The following is a 20,718-nucleotide window of genomic DNA, read 5'->3' as shown; positions in this document are numbered from 1 at the left end:
TCAATACTGATCGCCATCGACGTAATACCAACGATCTTCTTCGCGCACAAAGCGGCTGCGCTCGTGCAGGCGCACGGCGCGTCCGGCTACTCGGTAGCGGGCGACAAACTCCACCTCGGCATGGTGGGCATCGGTAAGCTGGTGCTGGCGCACCTCTAGCCCTAGCCAATGCGCTTTGCTGTCTAACGCTAACGTAGCCGGGCGCTGGCTGCTGTGCCAAGTGGCCAGCAGATAAGCCACCTGCCCACGCACAAAAGCACTGTAGCGCGAACGCATCAAACGCTCGGCATCGGGGGCGGCTACTGTTGCAAAATAGTCAACATAGCGCCCACAACAATCCGCATAGGCGACTGGCTGGCCGCGTGGCGACACCTGCCCACAGGGGCAGGCCAAAGCTGCCGCTGTGTGGCCGCGCTGCGCTGCACTCACAACAAGGAACCCGGCTGCTCGCCGCGTTCATAGACCACATGGGCGCGGCCCACAATCAGCGGGTCTAGCTTGCCAATGGCGTTGACATCTTTGTTGGTATAGGGCAGCTTGTGCAACACGTAGCGCATGGCATTGAGGCGTGCGCGCTTTTTGCAATCGCTTTTGACCACCGTCCAAGGCGAATCGGCGGTATCGGTGCCAAAGAACATGGCCTCTTTAGCGAGGGTGTATTCGTCCCACTTGTCTAAGCTGGCCAAGTCAATCGGGCTGAGCTTCCATTGCTTGAGTGGATGCACTTCGCGCTCTTTGAAGCGGCGGCGCTGCTCGGCTTGGCTGACCGAAAACCAAAATTTGACCAAATGGATGCCACTGCGTACCAAGGTGCGCTCAAATTCGGGCACTTGGCGCATGAACTCGTGGTATTCGGCATCGGAGCAAAAGCCCATCACATGCTCTACGCCCGCGCGGTTGTACCAACTGCGGTCAAACAACACCATCTCGCCAGCGGTGGGCAGGTGCTTGATGTAACGCTGAAAATACCACTGGCCGCGCTCGACTTCGCTGGGTTTTTCCAGGGCTACCACGTGGGCACCACGCGGGTTGAGGTGTTCCATAAAGCGCTTGATGGCACCGCCCTTGCCTGCGGCGTCGCGCCCCTCAAAAATCACTACCACACGCTGGCCGGTCTCTTTCACCCAGGCTTGCAGCTTGAGCATCTCGACCTGTAATTGGTATTTTTGCGCCTCGTAGGTAGAGCGGCGCATCAAGTTTTTGTAAGGATAACCGCCTTCGCGCCAATCGGCGGCTAATTGGTCATCAGGATGGCCTTTGGTGACGACGCTGCTGGCCGGTGCGGTGCTACTGAGCAGCATTTGGCGCAATACGGCCAAATCATCTTCTGAAGCACCCTCTAGCGTGGCACGCAGCCCGGCGGCCCGTTGCTTGGCGGTTAGTTTGTCATTGGCGAGTAAATCGGCCAAGGCTACCTGTTGCTGGTCTTGGGCGGCTAAAGTGGCTTCTTGCGACACATAGTGCGCTACGGCGGCAGTCTCTAAGGTGGGCACGGTGTCGCCTTGCTTGGCGGCACGCGAGCGGGTGGTTTTGCTGGCGTGCGCGGGCTTGGTGGCTGCCGTGGCCGTGGGTGGAACAGGAGGCGCGTCCACGCCAGCAGCGGCGGCGGGACGGTCGGCGGAAGTCTGGGGGACGGTTTTTTGGCTCATGCCGCCATTGTGGCACCAGAAAATGGCCGTTCAAGCGCCGATAGGCGTTAGCTACCGTATCAATGTGTACCAGTGCTGTTGCGTGGCCGCCAATGGAAGGCCGCATAGCGCGCCGAAGTGCGCTGCACATGCGTCAGTTGGGGGCCTAGGCGTTCGCGCTCGCGCAGGGCATCGTCGCCACTCCAGCCGCCATCGCTGGCCAAACAATACCAAAAATAGGCTTCGGCTTCGTCTTTGCTCACGCCTTGGCCGCGCTCGTACAGGCGACCCAGTTGCAATTGGGCCTCGCGGAAGCCACTTTCTGCGGCTTGGCGTATCCAATAGGCGGCCCAACGCTCGCTGCGGGCCACGCCTTCGCCTTTGGCATACAGCTGTGCCAGTGCCAATTGGGAGCGTGGCTCGCCTGCATCGGCAGCACGTTGATACCACATGGCCGCCAAGGCCAAGTCACGCGGCACGCCATCGCCGCTGTAGTGGCGCTGGGCTAATTGGTATTGCGCCAAAATATGGCCCATTTCGGCATAGGCGCGCAGGGTAGAGAGGGCCGATGGCCCATCGCTTAGAGCGGTATCGGGTTGAATGGCCGCCGTAGGCTCGGCCAATAGGGTGGTAGCTTGTGCAGGGGCCATGCCTCCAGCCGTTAGGGCCAAGGCCAGCGCCAGCCACCCAGCTTGGAATTTTTTGTGCATTGCGCGTCTCCCGTCATGTACCCATGCAACGATAAGCGAAAGCACGATTTTTAATCGCTGGGTATTGGCGGCAATAAGCTGGCTTTTTGGTCCATCCTATCAATGGGAAAATGGCAGCATGACTACCACTGCCCCTACCCTTATCACCCTGACCCGCCCCGACGACTGGCATTTACATGTGCGCGATGGCGCTGCTTTGCACACGGTGGTGCCGCACACCGCTGCCCAGTTTGGCCGTGCCATCATCATGCCCAACCTCAAGCCGCCCGTGACCACGGCAGCGCAGGCACTGGCTTACAAACAGCGCATTCTGGCTGCCGTGCCCGCTGGCGTGCAGTTTGAGCCACTCATGACGCTCTACCTGACCGACAATCTGCCCCCAGATGAAATTGTCCGCGCCCAAGAAGCTGGCGTGGTAGCTTGCAAACTCTACCCCGCAGGGGCCACCACCAACAGCGATGCGGGGGTGACCGATTTACGCAACATTTATCCCACCCTCGAAGCCATGCAGCGCGCCGGAATGCCGCTGCTGGTGCATGGCGAAGTCACCAGCCCTGACATTGACCTGTTTGACCGCGAAGCCGTGTTCATCGACACGCAACTCATCCCCTTGCGCCGCGATTTTCCCGCGCTAAAAATCGTGATGGAACACATCACCACCCAAGAAGCCGCCCAGTACGTGCCCGAAGCCGGCCCCTACACCGCTGCCACCATCACCGCGCACCACCTGCTCTACAACCGCAACGCCATTTTTACCGGTGGCATTCGTCCGCATTACTACTGCCTGCCGGTACTCAAGCGCGAAACCCACCGCCTGGCCTTGGTGCAAGCGGCCACCAGCGGCCAGCCCCAATTTTTCTTAGGCACCGACAGCGCTCCCCATCCAGCCCACCTGAAAGAACATGCCAGCGGCTGCGCTGGTTGCTACACCGCCCATGCCGCGATGGAGCTGTATGCCGAGGCATTTGACAACGCGGGTGCTATCGACAAGCTCGAAGGCTTTGCCAGCCTCCACGGCCCAGCCTTCTATGGTTTGCCGCCCAACCAAGGCACTATCACCCTGCAACGCGAAAGCTGGACAACGCCCGAAAGTTTTGCTTTCGGCGAGGCCCAACTCAAGCCCCTGCGCGCGGGCGAGGCGCTGGCATGGCGGCTGATTGCAACCACAACGTGATGGGCTTAGACAGCACACTTCCGCAGAGTGGCTTGCAGGCCGCTCTGTTGATAGATGCAGATAATTTTGCCGATGCGGTGGCGATTGATGCGGCTTGGGCGCAACTCAAAGCCCGCGCTGGACGGGTGGGAGTTTGCCGCGCCTATGGCAGCTCTGCGCGTTTGCAGTCTATGGCCACGGTATGGCGCACCTTGGGGGCGCGCACCTTTCCCAATTTGTTTATCGACAAAAACACCACCGATGCCGCGTTAATTGCCGATGCCGTGGCCCTGCATTTTCAGCACGGCACACGCCTGTTTGCCATCGCGTCGGGCGATGCTGATTTTGCCCCTTTGGCGGTGCGCCTGCGCGAATGGGGCTGCGAAGTCTGGTGCTTTTCGATAGAAGGCATTTTGTTTGCTGGGGCGCGTGCTTACTATGACCGTGTAGTCACGTTTGCGCCAACGCCAACGCCAACTTCGCCACCAGTAGGCATTGCAGTACCAAAACCGGCATCTATACCGGCACCTGTACCCGCTGCAACCGTCAAGCAGTCCACTGCCAGCACAGCCGCGCCTGTAAAACCGTCCGTGGCGAAGTCCCCCAGCACTGCACCGGCCACCCAGCCCCCCGTGACCCAGTTAGCTCTATTTACTGCACCAGCAAACCCAGTCCCCCAGAGCAGCCCAGCGACCAAAGTTGCACCGCCACCACAGCCACCGCCCCCAGCAAAACGCCCTGAGCCACTGCCAGAAGATGTGGTGCGCGTTTTGCAGGCCGTGCCCGCGCTGCACCAAGGGCCGCAGCTTTTGTCCCAGTCTGTCCCGTTGTTGCGCCAGGCGGGCATTCTTGGCAAAAACACCAAAACACAAACATTTTTCGCTCGCTACGCGCAGTATTTTCAGCTGCTGCCTCCGGGGCAACCCAACCAGCTGTGCTACCTTGTCCCAGTGCAAAGCAAAAAAGAGCCTCCAAAAGCCCCACCCCCACCCCCTTGATTGCTCCATTGCCCCAACAAGCCAGTGCTACCATGACTGCTTACGCTTCACCACCCTTCGGTTTTTCTCATGGCTGCTGTTGACACCCCCCTCAAAGACCCGGCAACCGTTGCCCTGCCAGGCTTGGGCCGGGCATTGATTTCTGCGGGCAAGCTGACGCAAAAAGTAGCTGAAGACATCTATCGCAAGTCACAAGCCAGCCGTACCAGCTTCATCGCTGAACTGACTGGCTCGGGCGCTATTTCTGCGGCCGATTTGGCCCATGCGGTGTCTTCGGTATTTGGCGCGCCCTTGTTAGACCTCAACGCCATCGACCGCCTGCGCCTGCCCAAAGACCTGCTCGATGCCAAAATTTGCAGCGCCTACCGGGTGGTGGTGTTGGCCAAGCGCAGCAACCGGCTCATCATTGCCTCGGCCGACCCGACCGACCAAGAAGCCGCAGAAAAAATCAAGTTCACCACGCAAATGGGCGTGGACTGGGTGATTGCCGAATACGACAAACTCAGCGCGATGGTCGATGCGGGCAGCAAAAGCGCTGCCGAAACCCTCGATGCCATGAGCGGCGGCGGTGATTTTGAATTTGACGATGTTCCGGTAGAAGCCGCACCCGAAAACCAAGAAAACACCGGCGCTGAAGTCGAAGACGCGCCCATCGTCAAGTTTTTGCACAAAATGCTCATCGACGCCTTCAACATGCGCGCTTCCGATTTGCATTTTGAACCCTACGAACACACCTACCGCGTGCGTTTTCGGATTGACGGCGAATTGCGCGAAATCGCCTCGCCACCCATTGCCATCAAAGACAAGCTGGCCTCGCGCATCAAAGTCATCTCGCGCCTAGACATCTCGGAAAAACGCATTCCGCAAGATGGCCGCATGAAGCTCAAAGTCGGGCCAGACCGTGTCATTGACTTCCGGGTCAGTACCTTGCCCACCTTGTTTGGCGAAAAAATCGTGATTCGTATTTTGGACCCCAGCAGTGCCAAAATGGGGATTGACGCGCTGGGCTATGACCCAGAAGAAAAGGCGCGCTTAATGCACGCCATTGGCCGCCCTTACGGCATGATTTTGGTCACTGGGCCTACTGGCTCGGGTAAAACCGTCTCGCTTTACACCTGCCTCAACTTGCTCAACCAGCCGGGTGTCAACATCGCCACCGCCGAAGACCCGTCCGAAATCAACTTGCCGGGCGTGAATCAGGTCAACGTGAACGAAAAAGCCGGCCTGACCTTTGCCGCTGCGCTCAAATCTTTCTTGCGTCAAGACCCCGACATCATTATGGTGGGTGAAATTCGTGACTTGGAGACGGCAGACATCTCGATTAAAGCAGCCCAAACCGGCCACTTGGTACTCTCTACCCTACACACCAACGATGCACCCACCACCCTGACGCGGATGCGTAACATGGGCATTGCCCCATTTAACATCGCCTCCAGCGTCATCTTGATTACCGCCCAGCGCTTGGCGCGGCGCTTGTGCCCGCAATGCAAAGCACCCGCCGACATCCCGCACGAAGCCCTGCTCGAAGCCGGTTTTAGCGATGAAGATTTAGACGGTTCTTGGGCACCGTACAAGCCCGTGGGTTGTTCAGCTTGCAACAACGGTTACAAAGGACGGGTAGGTATCTACCAAGTGATGCCCATTTCTGAAGAAATTCAGCGCATCATCCTGCGCGACGGCAGCGCGATGGACATTGCGGCCCAAGCCAAGCTCGAAGGGGTGCGCTCTTTGCGGGAATCCGGGCTGCACAAAGTCAAAGTGGGGCTGACCTCACTAGAAGAGGTGCTGGCCGTCACCAACCTGTAAAACACTGCACAAGCAAGGGAGCGCCATGGCGACTGCTGCATCACAAGGAATCAAAGACTTCGTTTTTGAATGGGAGGGTAAAGACCGCCACGGCAAAATCGTGCGCGGCGAGACCCGTGCCTCTGGCGAAAACCAGGTGCAAGCCATGCTGCGCCGCCAAGGGGTTTTGCCCAGCAAAATCAAAAAACGGCGCATGAGTTCGGGCAAAAAAATCAAGCCCAAAGACATCGCCCTGTTTACGCGCCAAATGGCCACCATGATGAAGGCTGGCGTACCGCTGCTACAAGCGTTTGACATTGTCGGGCGCGGCAACACCAACCCCAGCGTCGGTAAGCTGCTCAATGATATTCGTGCCGATGTCGAAACCGGCACCTCGCTCAATGCGGCGTTTCGCAAATACCCGCTCTACTTTGACAGCCTGTATTGCAACTTGGTCGAGGCTGGCGAGGCAGCTGGTATTTTGGAAGCCCTGCTCGACCGCTTGGCCATGTACATGGAAAAAACCGAGGCCATCAAGGGCAAAATCAAATCAGCGCTGATGTACCCGATTTCGGTGGTGATTGTGGCTTTTGTCGTGGTCACGGTGATTATGATTTTTGTGATTCCAGCTTTTAAAGAGGTTTTTACCTCGTTTGGGGCCGATTTGCCTGCGCCTACGCTGTTCGTGATGGCCATCAGCGAGATTTTTGTCAAATGGTGGTGGCTGATTTTTGGCGTGATTGGCGGTAGTTTTTACTTTTTCATGCAGGCTTGGCAGCGCAGCGAAGCGGTGCAAATGTTCATGGACCGCGCCATGCTTAAAATGCCGATTTTTGGCATCTTGATTGAAAAATCTGCCGTAGCGCGCTGGACGCGCACCCTGTCCACCATGTTTGCAGCCGGTGTGCCACTGGTCGAGGCGCTGGACTCAGTGGGCGGTGCGGCGGGTAACTCGGTCTATGCGATGGCGACCGACAAAATCCAACAAGAAGTCTCCACCGGCACCAGCCTCACTGCGGCGATGGCCAATGCCAATATCTTCCCATCGATGGTGATACAAATGTGCGCGATTGGTGAAGAATCTGGCTCGATTGACCACATGTTGGGCAAAGCCGCTGACTTTTACGAAGAAGAAGTCGATGAAATGGTGGCCGGCCTGTCTAGCCTGATGGAGCCTATCATCATCGTGTTTTTGGGCGGCCTGATTGGTGGCATCGTGGTGTCGATGTACCTGCCTATTTTCAAATTGGGACAGGTGGTCTAATGGGGTTCGAACCGTGGTTAGATGCCGCTTTGCTCGGCTTGCTTGGCTTGTTGGTGGGTAGTTTCCTCAATGTAGTGATTCACCGCCTGCCCAAAATGATGGAGCAGCAATGGGCGGCAGAATGCGCCGACTATGCGGCCAGCTTGTCACCCGCAGCGGGTGCGGTGGGTGCAGCGGCCACTGCGGCGGCACCCGCGCCCGCCAAGTTCAATCTCTGGACACCACGCTCGCGCTGCCCCTCTTGTGGGCACCAGGTGCAGTGGTACGAAAACATCCCAGTGCTAAGCTATTTGGCCCTGCGCGGGCGCTGCTCTGGCTGCAAAACCGGTATCAGCGTGCGCTACCCGCTGGTGGAGCTGCTCACGGCGGGCTTGTTCTTCTTTTGCGCCCAACGCTGGGGCCTCACGCCCACCGGTTTGGCGTGGTGTGGTTTCTCGGCCATCTTGGTGGCGTTGGCCTTTATCGACTGGGACACCACCCTGCTGCCCGATGATTTAACCTTGCCCTTGCTCTGGGCGGGTTTATTGGCCTCGGCGCTGCAATGGCTGGCGCTGCCATTGTTCGATAGCGTGCTGGGGGCAGTGGCCGGTTATTTGTCCTTGTGGTCGGTGTATTGGGGCTTTAAGTTGGCCACCGGCAAAGAGGGCATGGGCTACGGTGATTTCAAACTGTTTGCCGCCTTGGGCGCTTGGTTTGGCTGGCAAGCCTTGGTGCCGCTGATTTTGCTGGCCTCGGTGGTCGGGGCCGTGGTGGGTATTGGCATGAAGTTCGCCAGCTCCTTGCGCGAAGGGGGTTATGTGCCGTTTGGGCCGTTTTTGGTCGGCGCTGGCCTGATTGGTTTGATTTGGGGGCCGCAAGTGGTGCTGCAAACGATTTTTGCCACCTTGGGCTTGGCCTGATGAATCGCCAACCCTCCGGCCAGCAAGGCAGACGTTGGGGCCTCACGGGTGGCATCGGTAGCGGTAAAAGTACCGTTGGGCAGCTGCTGGCCCAATGTGGTGCTGTGCTGATTGATGCCGACCAAATCGCGCGCAGCCTCACGGCACCGGGCGGGGCGGCCATGCCCGCCATTGTCCAGCAGTTTGGTGCTGATTTTGTCGATGCCCAAGGCGCACTGCACCGCGACAAAATGCGCGCCCACGCCTTTGCCCAGCCCGCAGCGCGCCAGCAGCTCGAAGCCATCATCCATCCGCTGGTGGGCAGCACCATGCGCCAGCGCACCCAAGCCGCACTGGCCGACGCGGCGGCCTTGGTGGTGTTGGATATTCCCTTGTTGGTAGAGTCTGGCCACTGGCCAGCCCAGCTGGATGCGGTGTTAGTGGTCGATTGCACCCCAGAAACCCAGATTAACCGGGTGATGGCACGGAATGGTTTAGAGCGCGCTGCCATCGAGCGTATTTTGACCACCCAAGCCAGCCGGGTACAGCGATTGGCCCACGCCGATATGGTGCTCTACAATGACGGCCTTTCGCTTGCTGCACTGCAACAAAAAGTCTATGCTCTGGCCAATCGCCTTGGGCTGATGACAAAAAGTTAGCCTTGTATTGCCTTAGGGCTGCACAGGTGGTATGCGCGTCCTTTCTCCGAAAAAACCGGCAGCGTGATTCTCTACGAATATCCCTTCAACGAACGCATTCGCACCTATCTGCGGCTGGAGCAGCTTTTTCGCCGTTTGGGCGAGCTGATTCCGCGTAGCCATGCGCTCGATCACCATTTTGCTTTATCCACCATTTTTGAAATCATGGAGGTGGGCGCGCGCTCCGACCTTAAAACCGATATTCTGAAAGATATTGAGAAGCAAAAGCAATTACTCGAAAGCTACCGGGGCAATCCGGCTATTTCAGAAAAAGCCCTCGATGTCGTGTTGGGGCAGTTAGAACGCTGTTTTACCGCCCTGAACGTCCAAACGGGCCGTACCGGGCAACTGCTAATGGACAACGACTGGCTGATGACTTTGCGTAGCCGCATGGGTATTCCGGGCGGCACCAGTGATTTTGATTTGCCCAGCTACCACGCTTGGCAATGCACCGAGCCCAGCGTGCGCCAAAAGGCATTGCAAGAATGGACGGCTACCTTGGCCCCCTTGGCCGAATCCATTTATTTGCTGATGCAATTGTTGCGCGATACCGGCGTGCCGCAAAAAATGATGGCGCTGCAAGGCAATTTTTTGCAAAACTTGCCCCAAGGGCGTAATTTTCAGTTGATGCGCTTGGCGCTGGACCGCGCCTCGGGGTTGGTGCCAGAAATCAGTGGCAACCGGCTGCGGGTGTCGGTGCGGATGTTGCAATGGCAGCCCGATGGGCAATCCTTGCAACCCAGCACCGAAGATGCCTCGTTTGAGCTTTCGCTTTGCGCTTAAGCCAGAGGCGCGTTGATTAACTCAGGGTGTCGATATCTTCCAAACCGATACCGTTGATACGCACACCCAGCAGCGTCACCGAGGCTTGTTCACCCAGCTCAATCACCAGGTCGTCGCCTTGCCAGCGCAAATCGGTCAGGCGCTGCGCCAAGGCTTGCAAAGAATGGATGCCGGTGTTGGTGTCAAACACCAAACGGTCATTTTGGTTGTGGTGAAAATCACCAATCACCACATGGCCTAAATCGCGCACCACAAAGGTGTCGGCCCCTGCACCGCCAAAAACCGGCGCTTGGTTCGCGTGAACTTCAATCCGCTCATTGCCATAACTGCCATAGCTGGTATTGTCGTCTGTGTCGTGTGATGGCGGGCGTGGGTTGGTGTTGGTGTTGGTGTTTGGGTTGACTCTGGTTTCAGACACTTCGACGTACAGGCCATCGTTTTCGGGGTCGCTGTAACGGGTGATTTCGTTATAGCCATGCTCCCACTCGGTTTTTAGCACATCCCGGCCATCGAGGGTGTAGGTTTCATCGGCATCGATGCGCTCATTTTTCCAGCGGCCATCGTCCCATTCTTGCACCCCTACCACCAAGCCATCACGGATGTCAAAGCGGTACTGGTCTTGGTCTTGGCTGCGGTCAGAGCGGCGGTTGTCGTTATCGTTGTCGTAGCTATCGTTACGGGACATGGGGGGTTCTCCTGGGGGTGTCCGCAAAAAGCCCTGCGGTATGGGCATCTCTCGATGCCCTGCATCTTGCAAACCCCAGCTTAAGACTGGATGAACAGGTCGTATCCCCCCAACCGTAAAGCGTTCTCTACCAGCCCAGCATCAGCCCCATGTTTTGCACCGCCGCGCCGCTGGCCCCCTTGCCCAAGTTGTCTAGGCGTGCAATTAACACCGCTTGGCGGTGCTGCTCGTTGGCAAACACGCGCAATTCCAGTTGATTGGTGCCCGCCAGAGTATCCGCAGCCAGCTTCAAATCTTCGGTGGGGGGCAACACCTTGACCCACTGCTCGGGCGTGTTGGTGCGCGCATAGTGGGCGGCCAAGGCATCGTGCAAGTCCGCTGCTGTGGGCGCACCGGGCAACTCATCCAAATGCAGCGGCAACTGCACCAACATCCCTTGGGCAAAATTGCCCACCGCTGGGATAAACACCGGGCGGCGTGTCATGCCGGTGTAATGCAAAATTTCGGGGATGTGCTTGTGCGCCAAACCCAGCGCATAGGCTTCGTAAGGGGGCGCTTTACTGGCCTCGTAGGCTTCCATCATCGGGCGACCGCCCCCGCTATACCCACTGACCGAGGGCAGCGCCAGCGGAAAATCCTTGGGCAGCAGCCCGGCATCGACCAGTGGGCGCAACAAGGCAATCGCCCCAGTGGCATAGCAACCCGGATTGCTCACCCGGTTGGATGCGCGCACGGCATCGGCTTGGCCCACGCACAATTCCGGAAAACCATACACCCAGCCCGATGTGGTGCGGTGCGCGGTAGAGGCATCCACCATTTTGATGCTGCGCCCAGTCTCTGCCGTAATCGCATCGACCATCGCCACGGTCTCGCGCGCGGCATCGTCGTGCAGGCACAACACCACCAAATCCACCCCGGCGATTAATTCGCGTTTGGCAGCGGGGTCTTTGCGCCGTTGTGGGTCAATGCTGACCAACTGGACCTGCGTCAAACCCTGCAAACGCTCGCGAATTTGTAACCCTGTGGTTCCTGCTTCGCCATCAATAAAAACGCTAGACATCGTCATGCTCCTGCAAAAAATGATGGGCTGCCCTACACACTATCGTTTAGTTGTAAGTTCGCCATAAGATATGAGACCCCACAGCATGATACATTTGGCAATTGAAATGTCCCCAGCCCGCCGCCAGACATACCGCCCGGCAAGCGGGTGAAATCCCTTTCCTGAGAGAGACGAGACCTCATGAAGATTCACGAATACCAAGGCAAGGAAATCTTGCGTCAATTTGGTGTGCCCGTTCCCCGTGGCATTCCTGCATTCACCGTACAAGAGGCCGTCGAAGCGGCACAAAAATTGGGCGGCCCCGTGTGGGTGGTCAAGGCCCAAATCCACGCCGGTGGCCGTGGTAAGGGTGGCGGCGTTAAGGTTGCCAAAACCATTGATGATGTCAAGCGCATTGCTGGCGAAATCTTGGGTATGCAGCTCAAGACCCACCAAACCGGCCCCGAAGGCCAAAAGGTGCGTCGCCTCTACATCGAAGACGGTGCCGACATCCAGAAGGAATACTACGTTTCCATCGTGACCGACCGCGCCACGCAAAAGCTGGCGTTCATCGCCTCCAGCGAAGGCGGCATGGACATCGAGGAAGTAGCCCACTCCACCCCCGAAAAAATCGTCACCGAGTTCATTGACCCGCTGACCGGTCTGGGCGAAGAGCAAGCCACCAAGATTGCCAACGGCATCGGCCTGCCCGCCGAATCCACCGCCCAAGCAGTTGACATCTTCCAAAAGCTCTACAAGTGCTACATGGACACCGATGCGTCCTTGGTCGAAATCAACCCGCTCAACCGCGACAGCAAAAACAACCTCATCGCCTTGGACGCTAAGTTCAACTTTGATGCCAACGCGCTGTTCCGCCACCCCGAAATCGTGGCCTTCCGCGATTTGGACGAAGAAGACCCAGCCGAAGTCGAAGCCTCCAAGTTCGATTTGGCCTACATCAGCCTCGATGGCAACATCGGCTGCTTGGTCAACGGCGCTGGTTTGGCGATGGCCACTATGGACACCATCAAGCTGTTTGGCGGCGAGCCAGCCAACTTTTTGGACGTGGGCGGTGGCGCTACCGCCGAGAAGGTCACCGAAGCCTTCAAAATCATGCTCAAGAACGAAAACGTCAAGGGCATTTTGGTCAACATCTTCGGCGGCATCATGAAGTGCGACACCATCGCCAGCGGCGTGATTAGCGCTTGCAAGGCCGTGAACCTGTCTGTGCCACTGGTGGTACGCATGAAGGGCACCAACGACGAGCTGGGCAAGAAGATGCTGGCCGACTCGGGTCTGCCTATCATTTCTGCCGACACCATGGCCGAAGCCGCAACCGCCATCGTGGCCGCCGTTAAGTAAGCCCGCAGAGGAAACAATATGTCGATCTATATCAACAAAGACACCAAGGTCATCACCCAAGGTATCACGGGCAAGACTGGCCAGTTCCACACTGAAAAGTGCCAAGAATACGCCAACGGCCAAAATTGCTTCGTCGCCGGTGTGAATCCCAAGAAGGCTGGCGAGTCCATCTTCAACATCCCAATTTACGCTTCGGTCAAAGAAGCCGCTACCCAAACCGGCGCTACCGTGTCGGTGATTTACGTGCCCCCAGCGGGTGCTGCGGCGGCCATCTGGGAAGCCGTAGAGGCCGATTTGGACTTGGCCATCTGTATCACCGAAGGCATTCCGGTCAAGGACATGCTGGAAGTGCGCAACAAGATGAAGGCCAAGGAAGCCGCTGGTGGCAAGAAGACCTTGCTGCTTGGCCCCAACTGCCCCGGCATCATCACCCCCGATGAAATCAAGATCGGTATCATGCCCGGTCACATCCACCGCAAGGGCCGCATTGGTGTGGTGTCGCGCTCCGGCACCCTGACCTATGAAGCCGTGGCTATGCTGACCGAAGTCGGTCTGGGCCAATCGACCGCCGTGGGTATCGGTGGTGACCCGATCAACGGCCTCAAGCACATCGACGTGATGCAGGCTTTCAACGACGACCCCGACACCGATGCCGTCATCATGATTGGTGAAATTGGTGGCCCCGACGAGGCCGAAGCCGCCCGCTGGTGCAAAGCCAACATGAAAAAGCCTATCGTTGGCTTTATCGCTGGCGTGACGGCACCTCCCGGCAAGCGCATGGGCCATGCAGGTGCTTTGATTTCTGGCGGTGCCGACACCGCCGATGCCAAACTGGCCATCATGGAAGAATGCGGCTTCGTCATTACCCGCAACCCCTCTGAACTGGGCAAACTGCTCAAGGCACAACTGAAGTAAGCTGCGCCCTGTTGATAGCTACCGGCCTAGCCTAGTGCCGGTGGCTGCACCCTCCAAGCGCCTGCGGTCTGCGTGCCTCAGGCGCTTTGTTGTTTCTGCGGGTTCGAGCGCTTAAATGCTGGTCCGCTTGGACTATCATTAAGCCCCTTGTGTTCTTACACCAACCGCTTCGGCTTCGCCTGAACCTTGGGCAATACCCTACCAGCAGACAAGATGAAATATGCGTTCAGTGCCTGCACCGACCAAGGTCGAGTGCGTAGCAACAATGAAGATGCCGTCAGTATCGACCACCAAGCCCAAGTCGTCGTGCTGGCCGATGGCATGGGCGGCTACAACGCTGGCGAGGTGGCCAGCCACATGGCCACCGAGTTGATTCGCACCGAAATGGCCCGTTGGCTGGCGCAAACGCGCCAGCCTCCACCCAGTTCACAGATGCGTTTGGTTTTTGAGTCTTGCGTCGAAAACGCCAATCAAGCCATCTTTCATGCCGCGCATACCAATCCGCAATACTCGGGCATGGGCACCACTGTGGTGGCCGGGGTCTGGTGGGAGGACAAACTGATGCTGGCCCATGTGGGCGATTCGCGCTGCTACCGTTTGCGCGCGGGCCAGTTGTTGCAACTCACGCGCGACCACTCTTGGCTGCAAGAGCAGATGGATGCGGGCTTGATTACACCCCAACAGGCGGCACAATCGGGGCAGCGCAACCTAGTTACCCGTGCTTTGGGCGTAGAAGAGCTGGTGCAGGTAGAAAGCAATGAATTTGTAGTGGAAGCACAAGACCTGTACCTTCTGTGTTCAGATGGTCTGAGCGAGATGGTCAGTGAGCAAGACTTGTTGAATCTGCTCAGCACCGAAACCACGCTAGAAGCCAAGGCCCAAGAGTTGGTCGATACCGCCAACGCCCACGGTGGCCGTGACAATATCACGGTGGCCTTGGTGTATGCCGATGGCCCGACCGCCCAGCGCAAGCGCAGCTTGGTCTCTCGTTTGCTAGGCAGCTGATGCAGATTAGAACCGTGCGCCGTCCGCCCAAAGACGTGACATTTTTCTCAATTAACCTACAACCATCCATTACCAACCGCAGGAACAGGCCATGCCCAAACTGATCGTCTCGATCGACGGCGTAGTCATTAAAGAATTGCAGCTGACCAAAGATCGTACTGCACTGGGACGCCGCCCCTACAATGACATTGTGATTGATAATTTGGCCATCAGTGGCGAACATGCCGTGTTGCACATGCACCCCAGTGGAGTCGAGGTAGAAGACCTGGACAGCACCAACGGCACCTTTGTCAATGGCAAGGCGGTGCAGCGCCAATGGCTGCACGGTGGCGACGTGATTGAGTTGGGCAAATACAAAATTCGTTTTCTAGACGAAAACGAGGCCGAAGATTACGCCAAAACGATGGTCTTCAAGCCCGGCATGGTGCCCCCGGCCTTGCCCGCACGCACGGCCCGTCCGCCTAGTACCTCATCCGCCGCCACCCATGCGCCCTCCCCTGTGGCCGGTCATAGTGGCTACCATGCCCCTACCGGCCCTGATTTGAGCAATGCCTGTATTCGGGTGCTATCGGGTGCTGCCGTAGGGCGCGAAGTGCCACTGACCAAAGTGGTCACCACCATCGGCAAGCCCGGTTTTGCCGTAGCTTCTATTACCCGGCGCCAACATGGCTATGTGCTGGCGCATGTAGAAGGCCCTGACACCCCCATGCACAATGGGGCGCATATTGGCACCGACCCAGTACCTTTGCACCACGGCGACCTGCTAGAGTTGGCAGGCACCGAGATGCAATTTGTGCAGCATTAGCCTTAGCCTAGCGCTATGCCATACAGCCGCCTTCGGCCCTAAACCAGCTGGTTGCGGATGGCATACACCGTCAGTTCGGCATTGTTGGAGAGTCCTAGCTTTTCTAATACTCTGGAGCGATAGACGCTCACGGTTTTAGGGCTTAACGTGAGTTCTTCGGCAATTTCTGACAAGCGTTTGCCGCTGGCAATTTTGAGCATGGTTTGCAATTCGCGCTCTGACAGGGCAGTGTGGGGTGCCTCGGGCGTGCGCTCCGAGACGCTCTCGGCCAGCATTTGCGCCACTTCGGGCGTGAGGTATTTGCGCCCCTGAAAAATAGTGCGTACCGCATCAATCAGCGCCATCGGGTCTGCGGCCTTGTTGGCGTAACCTTGGGCACCGGCACGCAGGCAGCGCACGGCATACTGGTCTTCGGGGTACATGGATACCACCAGCACCTTGATGTGCGAGTCGGTTTCTTTCAGGCTGCTGAGTACCTCTAGCCCACTGCGCCCCGGTAGGTTCATGTCTAGCAGCAGCACATCACAAGGGGTGGCGCGCAGCACTTCGCGCAACTCGGGGTAACTGCCAGCTTCGCCGCTAATTTGGATGTCTGCGGCTTCGGCCAAGGTATCGCGAATACCACGGCGCACCACGGCATGGTCATCACACAGTACCACATGGATCATCTTTGCTTGTCTCCTGTGCAGGGGGAATTGGGAGTGCCAGCGGCACCGACAAAATCAGCGAGGTGCCTTGTCCGGGGCGGCTGCTGATGTCTAGCCAGCCATCGACCATTTTGGCCCGTTCTTGTAAACCCCTCAGGCCAAAAGCCTTGGGCTTTTCGAGGGTTTGCGGGTTGAAACCCTTGCCGTTGTCACTGACTTCTAAGGTCAGCATACCCTCGGAGTCTGACAGATCAATGCGTACTTGGGTGGGGGCCGCGTATTTGGAGATATTGGTCAGGGCTTCTTGGGCGGTGCGGTAGGCTACCAATTGCACCGCATCGCTTAACACGATGCTGGGGGCGCTGGCCAACATACGCACCGGCACATTGGTGCGGCGCTCAAAATCTTCGGCCAGCCACTGCACCGCAGCGACCAAGCCTTGGTCCAAAATGGGCGGGCGCAGGTTCATCATGATGCGTTGGCTGGCCCCAATGGCATGTTGCAACATGCTGGTGGCCGCTTGGGCGTGTTCGCGCACACCGTCTTGGCTGCTGTGGCGGCCTATCCAGGCCAAATCAAAGCGGATGGCGGTTAAGGCTCCACCAATGTCATCGTGAATTTCTCGGGAAATGGCAGCGCGCTCTTGCTCAATCGAGCTTTGCAAATGCTCGGTCAATTCAGCCAAGCGTTTTTGGGAGGCGGCCAACTCTTGCACCGCCTGTTCGCGCAAGCGCCGCGATTCATGCACCTCGCAAGCCCGCTGCATCACATGGGGCAGGCGCGCCATGTCGTCTTTGAGTACGTAGTCGGCCACGCCCAAACGGATAGCGTCCACCGCTGCGGTCTCGCCAATTGCCCCCGAGAGCAAAATAAACGGCGGTTGCTGGGCTTGCTGCTGTAACCATTGCCAAGCGTCCATCGCGGTAAAACCGGGCAGTTGGTAATCGGCCAAAATCACATCCACTGCGGGTATTGTGGCCATGAGTGCGGCAAACCCCTCTAGCGAATCGGCATGGTGCATGGTAAACACCAAGCCGGCGCGGCGCAGTGTCAGGAGCGCTAAACGGTGGTCGGCCAGAGAGTCTTCTAGGTGCAAAATGCACAGGGCTTGTGGCTCGCCATCGTGGTTGGCCGTAGGTAACGCTATCATAGGACGCAATTTAAACAGCCAAAAGTGTGCTGCAATAGTGATAAACAGGTGTCATACCACTATAGGATAGTGCAGCGCAGGTGCAATACAACCATCCAAGGCCGCCACGGAGAAATCATGCAATCGACCCTCACAAAAACCGGAGTGCCTGGCGTGCAAGTGCCTGTGATGGTGGCTGCCGATCTGCAAGACTCCCTGATGGTGGTAATGCACGATTTGCACCGCCTAGAGGGCTTGCTCAGCCATGCGGCAGACAAGCTGCTCGAAAATTTTAGCCAAGCCAATGATGCCCTCAATGACCCCGCCTTGGGCGAGTCCGAAGAGGTAACGCAAGCGCGTACTGCCTTGCGCCGGGCTGTGACTGAGTTACAGTTTCAGGACATGGCCTCGCAACTGATTGGGCACACCACCAAGGTGCTGCAAGCCTGCGCGTTTCGGCTGGCTGCCGAGACGATGGGCGATGAGGAAGGCGAAGAAGCCGCCTCGTTTGCTGGGCTAGAGCCTGAACGCCCTAACCCCGTTACGCAAAGCGAGATGGATGCTGGTTCAGTAGAGCTGTTTTAAGCGCTTTTGAACGGCACAATCTAAGCGATTCAATCTATTCACGAACATTCTGAAATACTGTGGGAGCTTTACATGCAATCGATTCTGGCCGTTGATGACTCGCCATCTATGCGAAAAATGGTGGCTTTCACCCTGACTGGGGCGGGCTACCATGTAGTAGAGGCGGTGGACGGCCAAGATGCCTACGAAAAAGCCCAAGAGCAAGACATCGCTTTGGTCTTGGCGGACCAGAATATGCCCCGCCTCGATGGTTTGGGCTTGACACGCAAATTGCGCGAACTACCCCAGTTCAAAACCACGCCCATTTTAATTTTGACGACGGAATCGAGTGACCAGATGAAGCAAGCCGGGCGCAGTGCTGGGGCCACGGGCTGGCTGGTCAAGCCCTTTGACCCCAACCGGCTCATTGAAGTGATCCGCAAAGTCATTCGTTAATCGTGATGCACCGCTACCGCACGTACACAGGAGCCCCGCATGGGTGAAAGTTATCAAGAAGGCACAGGGTCAGGGGCAGATTTTGACCTTACCCAGTTTTACCAAATCTTTTTCGAGGAAGCCGGCGAGAACCTCGACTTGATGGAGCGCATCCTGCTGGCGCTAGACATCGCCGCCGTCAGTGATGAAGACCTGAATGGTATCTTCCGTTGCGCGCACTCCATCAAGGGCGGTGCAGCCACTTTTGGTTTTGCCGATGTGGCCGAACTGACGCACCAGATGGAATCGCTGCTCGATAAGCTGCGTCGGCACGAGTTGCAACTCATCCCGCCCATGATTGACGTGCTGCTAGAGTCTGCCGATGCCTCGCGCAGTCTGTTGGCACGGCACCAAGCGGGTGGCCAAGGCGAGGCATTATCTACCTCCGATTTGGTAGCGCGCATTCGCCAGTTGGTCTCGGGCGTGGCACCCGCAGCACCCGTGCCACCACCGCCGCCTCCTCCAGCGGCACCTGCCCCAGCACCTGCGGCGGTAGCTGCCGAGCCTTTGCCGCCCGGTGTGCGCCGCCTAGAAATTCGCATTGGCCCGCTGGCGGTGGTCGAGCAGGCCGATGCGGTCAAAGAGCTGTTCCGCGATATTCCGGGCTTGGGCACCATCAGCGATTTGCCCTGCAATCAATCGGATACCCGTTTATTTGCGGTAGAAACATCGTCCACCAACGATGATTTGCTCGATTTATTTGCCTTCCATGTCTCGAAAGAGCAGGTGCAAATACAGCCCGCTGGAGCCACTTCGGCAGATACTGCACCCAGCCCCGCTGCTGGTGCAGAAAACCCCTATGGTTTATTTACCGAATCAGCCGCTGCCCCAGCACCCGCGCCTGCACCCGTTGCGGCCCCTGTGCCCGCCCCTGCGCCGGTGGCCGCCCCTGTACCAGCACCCGCGCCAGTTGCTGCCAGCAGCGCCCCCAGAATCAGCAGCCAAGCGCAGATGGAGTCCACTACCATCCGCGTGGCGGTCAACAAGGTGGACCAGCTCATCAACTTGGTGGGCGAACTGGTGATTACCCAAGCCATGTTGGCGCAAAACAGCCGGGGCTTGGATGCCGCGCTGTACCAGCAACTGCTGGCCGGTTTGGCCGATTTGGACCGCAACACGCGCGACTTGCAAGAGTCGGTGATGTCGATTCGCATGATTCCGATGTCGGTGGTGTTTAGCCGCTTTCCACGCATGTTGCGCGATTTGGCGCAAAAGCTGGGCAAGAAGGTCGATTTTGTCACGCACGGCGAAGCCACCGAATTGGACAAAGGGCTGGTAGAGAAAATCACTGACCCGCTCACCCACTTGGTACGCAACAGCTGTGACCACGGCATTGAAATGCCCGCCGAGCGTTTGGCCAAGGGCAAGCCCGAAAACGGCACCATCGTTTTGTCGGCATCGCACCAAGGCGGCTCTATCGTGATTGAAGTGCGCGACGATGGCAAGGGCCTATCGCGTGAAAAGATTTTGAGCAAAGCGCACGAGCGCGGCTTGGATGTCAATGACAACATGCCCGACGAAGAAGTCTGGATGTTGATTTTTGCCCCCGGTTTCTCTACCGCTGACGTAATTACCGATATTTCAGGCCGTGGCGTGGGCTTAGACGTGGTCAAGCGCAATATTGCCGAACTCAATGGTACGGTAGAAATTGAATCCTTTGAAGGCCAAGGCATGAAAGTGTCGGTGCGCCTACCGCTCACGCTGGCCATTATGGATGGTATGTCGGTAGGGGTAGGCGATGAGGTTTATATTCTGCCTTTGTCTTCGGTGGTCGAATCTTTTCAAGTCAACCGCGATGATGTCAGTACCGTAGCCCAAGGCGCACAACTGGTCAAAGTGCGTGACGAATACATGCCCGTCATAGCCCTGGAGCGCACCTTCCAAGTGCCGCGCGATAACCAAGAGAAAACCAGCACCATTATGGTGGTGGTAGAAGCCGATGGTTCGCGTGTGGCTTTGTTGGTAGATGAATTGTTGGGGCAGCACCAAGTGGTGGTCAAAAACCTCGAAAGCAATTATCGCAAGGTGCCCAATGTGTCTGGAGCCACCATTTTAGGCGATGGCAAAGTAGCCCTGATTTTAGATATTGGTGGTCTGGTTCGCCGGGCGCGCTATTGATTAATACACAGGTGCGCGTTATTGCCGCGTGCCAGTTTAGTATGTCATAAAAGGAAA

The 20,718-nt window shown here is 57.6% G+C and carries 21 protein-coding genes; 14 read left to right on the top strand and 7 right to left on the bottom strand.

Translation table 11 applies throughout. The annotated features are described in order from the left end of the window. From PHX60_RS00705 to PHX60_RS00695, 3 genes are read right to left on the bottom strand one after another with little or no spacing between them, the layout of a single operon-like run. Positions 1–429, bottom strand: a complete 429-nt coding sequence (locus PHX60_RS00705; RefSeq protein WP_300073212.1) for a YchJ family metal-binding protein — start codon at positions 427–429, stop codon at positions 1–3. After that, positions 426–1,649, bottom strand: coding sequence for a polyphosphate kinase 2 (gene ppk2, locus PHX60_RS00700; protein WP_300073210.1), 1,224 nt, complete (start codon positions 1,647–1,649; stop codon positions 426–428). The genes PHX60_RS00705 and ppk2 overlap by 4 nt, the downstream gene beginning before the upstream one ends. 59 nt (positions 1,650–1,708) lie before the next feature. Further along, positions 1,709–2,338, bottom strand: coding sequence for a tetratricopeptide repeat protein (locus PHX60_RS00695; protein WP_300073207.1), 630 nt, complete (start codon positions 2,336–2,338; stop codon positions 1,709–1,711). Positions 2,339–2,456: 118 nt separating this feature from the next. On the opposite strand from PHX60_RS00695, the gene pyrC reads away from it, so the two are divergent. The 7 genes from pyrC to zapD all read left to right on the top strand — a co-directional run bounded on the left by pyrC (position 2,457) and on the right by zapD (position 9,897). Further along, a complete protein-coding gene (gene pyrC, locus PHX60_RS00690; RefSeq protein WP_300073204.1) occupies positions 2,457–3,512 on the top strand; it encodes a dihydroorotase in 1,056 nt (351 codons plus the stop codon). Continuing rightward, entirely contained in the window at positions 3,485–4,489 is a 1,005-nt protein-coding gene (locus PHX60_RS00685; RefSeq protein ID WP_300073202.1) for an NYN domain-containing protein, read from the top strand. Before pyrC ends, PHX60_RS00685 begins: the two co-directional genes overlap by 28 nt. Before the next feature lie 69 nt (positions 4,490–4,558). Continuing rightward, entirely contained in the window at positions 4,559–6,295 is a 1,737-nt protein-coding gene (gene pilB, locus PHX60_RS00680) for a type IV-A pilus assembly ATPase PilB (protein ID WP_300073199.1), read from the top strand. Between the two features lie 25 nt (positions 6,296–6,320). Further along, entirely contained in the window at positions 6,321–7,538 is a 1,218-nt protein-coding gene (locus PHX60_RS00675; protein WP_300073196.1) for a type II secretion system F family protein, read from the top strand. Continuing rightward, positions 7,538–8,437, top strand: a complete 900-nt coding sequence (locus PHX60_RS00670) for an A24 family peptidase (protein ID WP_300073192.1) — start codon at positions 7,538–7,540, stop codon at positions 8,435–8,437. The genes PHX60_RS00675 and PHX60_RS00670 overlap by 1 nt, the downstream gene beginning before the upstream one ends. Continuing rightward, positions 8,437–9,075, top strand: coding sequence for a dephospho-CoA kinase (gene coaE, locus PHX60_RS00665; RefSeq protein WP_300073189.1), 639 nt, complete (start codon positions 8,437–8,439; stop codon positions 9,073–9,075). Before PHX60_RS00670 ends, coaE begins: the two co-directional genes overlap by 1 nt. A 63-nt stretch (positions 9,076–9,138) precedes the next feature. Next, on the top strand, positions 9,139–9,897 hold the full coding sequence (zapD, locus tag PHX60_RS00660; protein ID WP_300073186.1) for a cell division protein ZapD: 759 nt from the start codon (positions 9,139–9,141) through the stop codon (positions 9,895–9,897). Between the two features lie 16 nt (positions 9,898–9,913). Here the strand turns inward: zapD and PHX60_RS00655 are convergent, their stop codons facing one another. Together PHX60_RS00655 and argC are read right to left on the bottom strand one after the other, a co-directional pair. After that, positions 9,914–10,582, bottom strand: a complete 669-nt coding sequence (locus tag PHX60_RS00655; RefSeq protein ID WP_300073183.1) for a hypothetical protein — start codon at positions 10,580–10,582, stop codon at positions 9,914–9,916. A 127-nt stretch (positions 10,583–10,709) separates the two neighbouring features. Then, complete coding sequence (gene argC, locus PHX60_RS00650; RefSeq protein WP_300073180.1) at positions 10,710–11,642, bottom strand: N-acetyl-gamma-glutamyl-phosphate reductase; 933 nt, start codon at positions 11,640–11,642, stop codon at positions 10,710–10,712. A 180-nt stretch (positions 11,643–11,822) separates the two neighbouring features. Here argC and sucC point away from each other — a divergent pair, with 180 nt between their 5' ends. The 4 genes from sucC to PHX60_RS00630 all read left to right on the top strand — a co-directional run bounded on the left by sucC (position 11,823) and on the right by PHX60_RS00630 (position 15,708). Continuing rightward, positions 11,823–12,983, top strand: a complete 1,161-nt coding sequence (gene sucC, locus PHX60_RS00645) for an ADP-forming succinate--CoA ligase subunit beta (protein WP_300073177.1) — start codon at positions 11,823–11,825, stop codon at positions 12,981–12,983. A gap of 18 nt (positions 12,984–13,001) precedes the next feature. Continuing rightward, positions 13,002–13,898, top strand: coding sequence for a succinate--CoA ligase subunit alpha (sucD, locus tag PHX60_RS00640; protein ID WP_300073174.1), 897 nt, complete (start codon positions 13,002–13,004; stop codon positions 13,896–13,898). A 213-nt stretch (positions 13,899–14,111) separates the two neighbouring features. Then, positions 14,112–14,903: a Stp1/IreP family PP2C-type Ser/Thr phosphatase gene (locus PHX60_RS00635; protein ID WP_300073170.1), complete on the top strand. Its 792-nt coding sequence runs from the start codon at positions 14,112–14,114 to the stop codon at positions 14,901–14,903. 91 nt (positions 14,904–14,994) lie between these two features. After that, entirely contained in the window at positions 14,995–15,708 is a 714-nt protein-coding gene (locus PHX60_RS00630; protein WP_300073167.1) for an FHA domain-containing protein, read from the top strand. 38 nt (positions 15,709–15,746) lie between these two features. Here PHX60_RS00630 and PHX60_RS00625 read toward each other — a convergent pair whose 3' ends face one another. Then, positions 15,747–16,376 (bottom strand): response regulator transcription factor, encoded by a 630-nt coding sequence (locus PHX60_RS00625; protein WP_300073164.1) that lies wholly within the window; start codon positions 16,374–16,376, stop codon positions 15,747–15,749. After that, positions 16,354–17,505 (bottom strand): ATP-binding protein, encoded by a 1,152-nt coding sequence (locus PHX60_RS00620; protein ID WP_300073161.1) that lies wholly within the window; start codon positions 17,503–17,505, stop codon positions 16,354–16,356. Before PHX60_RS00620 ends, PHX60_RS00625 begins: the two co-directional genes overlap by 23 nt. Positions 17,506–17,622: 117 nt before the next feature. On the opposite strand from PHX60_RS00620, the gene PHX60_RS00615 reads away from it, so the two are divergent. The 3 genes from PHX60_RS00615 (at position 17,623) to PHX60_RS00605 (ending at position 20,661) form a co-directional block, all read left to right on the top strand. Further along, positions 17,623–18,069 (top strand): hypothetical protein, encoded by a 447-nt coding sequence (locus tag PHX60_RS00615; protein ID WP_300073158.1) that lies wholly within the window; start codon positions 17,623–17,625, stop codon positions 18,067–18,069. 72 nt (positions 18,070–18,141) lie between these two features. Continuing rightward, entirely contained in the window at positions 18,142–18,504 is a 363-nt protein-coding gene (locus PHX60_RS00610; protein WP_300073154.1) for a response regulator, read from the top strand. A 39-nt stretch (positions 18,505–18,543) separates the two neighbouring features. Beyond that, positions 18,544–20,661: a chemotaxis protein CheW gene (locus PHX60_RS00605; RefSeq protein ID WP_300073152.1), complete on the top strand. Its 2,118-nt coding sequence runs from the start codon at positions 18,544–18,546 to the stop codon at positions 20,659–20,661. Positions 20,662–20,718 lie beyond the last annotated feature (57 nt).

The sequence above is a fragment of the Giesbergeria sp. genome (assembly GCF_028686475.1).
Taxonomy (GTDB): domain Bacteria; phylum Pseudomonadota; class Gammaproteobacteria; order Burkholderiales; family Burkholderiaceae_C; genus Simplicispira.
This window is presented reverse-complemented; position numbering and strand designations above follow the sequence as displayed.

What these genes read in the sequence shown, in the direction of transcription:
- PHX60_RS00615 (WP_300073158.1), top strand. Translation starts at nt 17,623, where the DNA reads ATGCAATCGACCCTCACAAAAACCGGAGTGCCTGGCGTGCAAGTGCCT.
- PHX60_RS00685 (WP_300073202.1), top strand. Translation starts at nt 3,485, where the DNA reads ATGGCGGCTGATTGCAACCACAACGTGATGGGCTTAGACAGCACACTT.
- PHX60_RS00635 (WP_300073170.1), top strand. Translation starts at nt 14,112, where the DNA reads ATGAAATATGCGTTCAGTGCCTGCACCGACCAAGGTCGAGTGCGTAGC.
- argC (WP_300073180.1), bottom strand. Translation starts at nt 11,642, where the DNA reads ATGTCTAGCGTTTTTATTGATGGCGAAGCAGGAACCACAGGGTTACAA.
- ppk2 (WP_300073210.1), bottom strand. Translation starts at nt 1,649, where the DNA reads ATGAGCCAAAAAACCGTCCCCCAGACTTCCGCCGACCGTCCCGCCGCC.
- sucC (WP_300073177.1), top strand. Translation starts at nt 11,823, where the DNA reads ATGAAGATTCACGAATACCAAGGCAAGGAAATCTTGCGTCAATTTGGT.
- PHX60_RS00620 (WP_300073161.1), bottom strand. Translation starts at nt 17,505, where the DNA reads ATGATAGCGTTACCTACGGCCAACCACGATGGCGAGCCACAAGCCCTG.
- PHX60_RS00675 (WP_300073196.1), top strand. Translation starts at nt 6,321, where the DNA reads ATGGCGACTGCTGCATCACAAGGAATCAAAGACTTCGTTTTTGAATGG.
- PHX60_RS00630 (WP_300073167.1), top strand. Translation starts at nt 14,995, where the DNA reads ATGCCCAAACTGATCGTCTCGATCGACGGCGTAGTCATTAAAGAATTG.
- coaE (WP_300073189.1), top strand. Translation starts at nt 8,437, where the DNA reads ATGAATCGCCAACCCTCCGGCCAGCAAGGCAGACGTTGGGGCCTCACG.
- PHX60_RS00625 (WP_300073164.1), bottom strand. Translation starts at nt 16,376, where the DNA reads ATGATCCATGTGGTACTGTGTGATGACCATGCCGTGGTGCGCCGTGGT.
- sucD (WP_300073174.1), top strand. Translation starts at nt 13,002, where the DNA reads ATGTCGATCTATATCAACAAAGACACCAAGGTCATCACCCAAGGTATC.
- pyrC (WP_300073204.1), top strand. Translation starts at nt 2,457, where the DNA reads ATGACTACCACTGCCCCTACCCTTATCACCCTGACCCGCCCCGACGAC.
- PHX60_RS00605 (WP_300073152.1), top strand. Translation starts at nt 18,544, where the DNA reads ATGGGTGAAAGTTATCAAGAAGGCACAGGGTCAGGGGCAGATTTTGAC.
- PHX60_RS00695 (WP_300073207.1), bottom strand. Translation starts at nt 2,338, where the DNA reads ATGCACAAAAAATTCCAAGCTGGGTGGCTGGCGCTGGCCTTGGCCCTA.
- PHX60_RS00610 (WP_300073154.1), top strand. Translation starts at nt 18,142, where the DNA reads ATGCAATCGATTCTGGCCGTTGATGACTCGCCATCTATGCGAAAAATG.
- pilB (WP_300073199.1), top strand. Translation starts at nt 4,559, where the DNA reads ATGGCTGCTGTTGACACCCCCCTCAAAGACCCGGCAACCGTTGCCCTG.
- PHX60_RS00655 (WP_300073183.1), bottom strand. Translation starts at nt 10,582, where the DNA reads ATGTCCCGTAACGATAGCTACGACAACGATAACGACAACCGCCGCTCT.
- PHX60_RS00670 (WP_300073192.1), top strand. Translation starts at nt 7,538, where the DNA reads ATGGGGTTCGAACCGTGGTTAGATGCCGCTTTGCTCGGCTTGCTTGGC.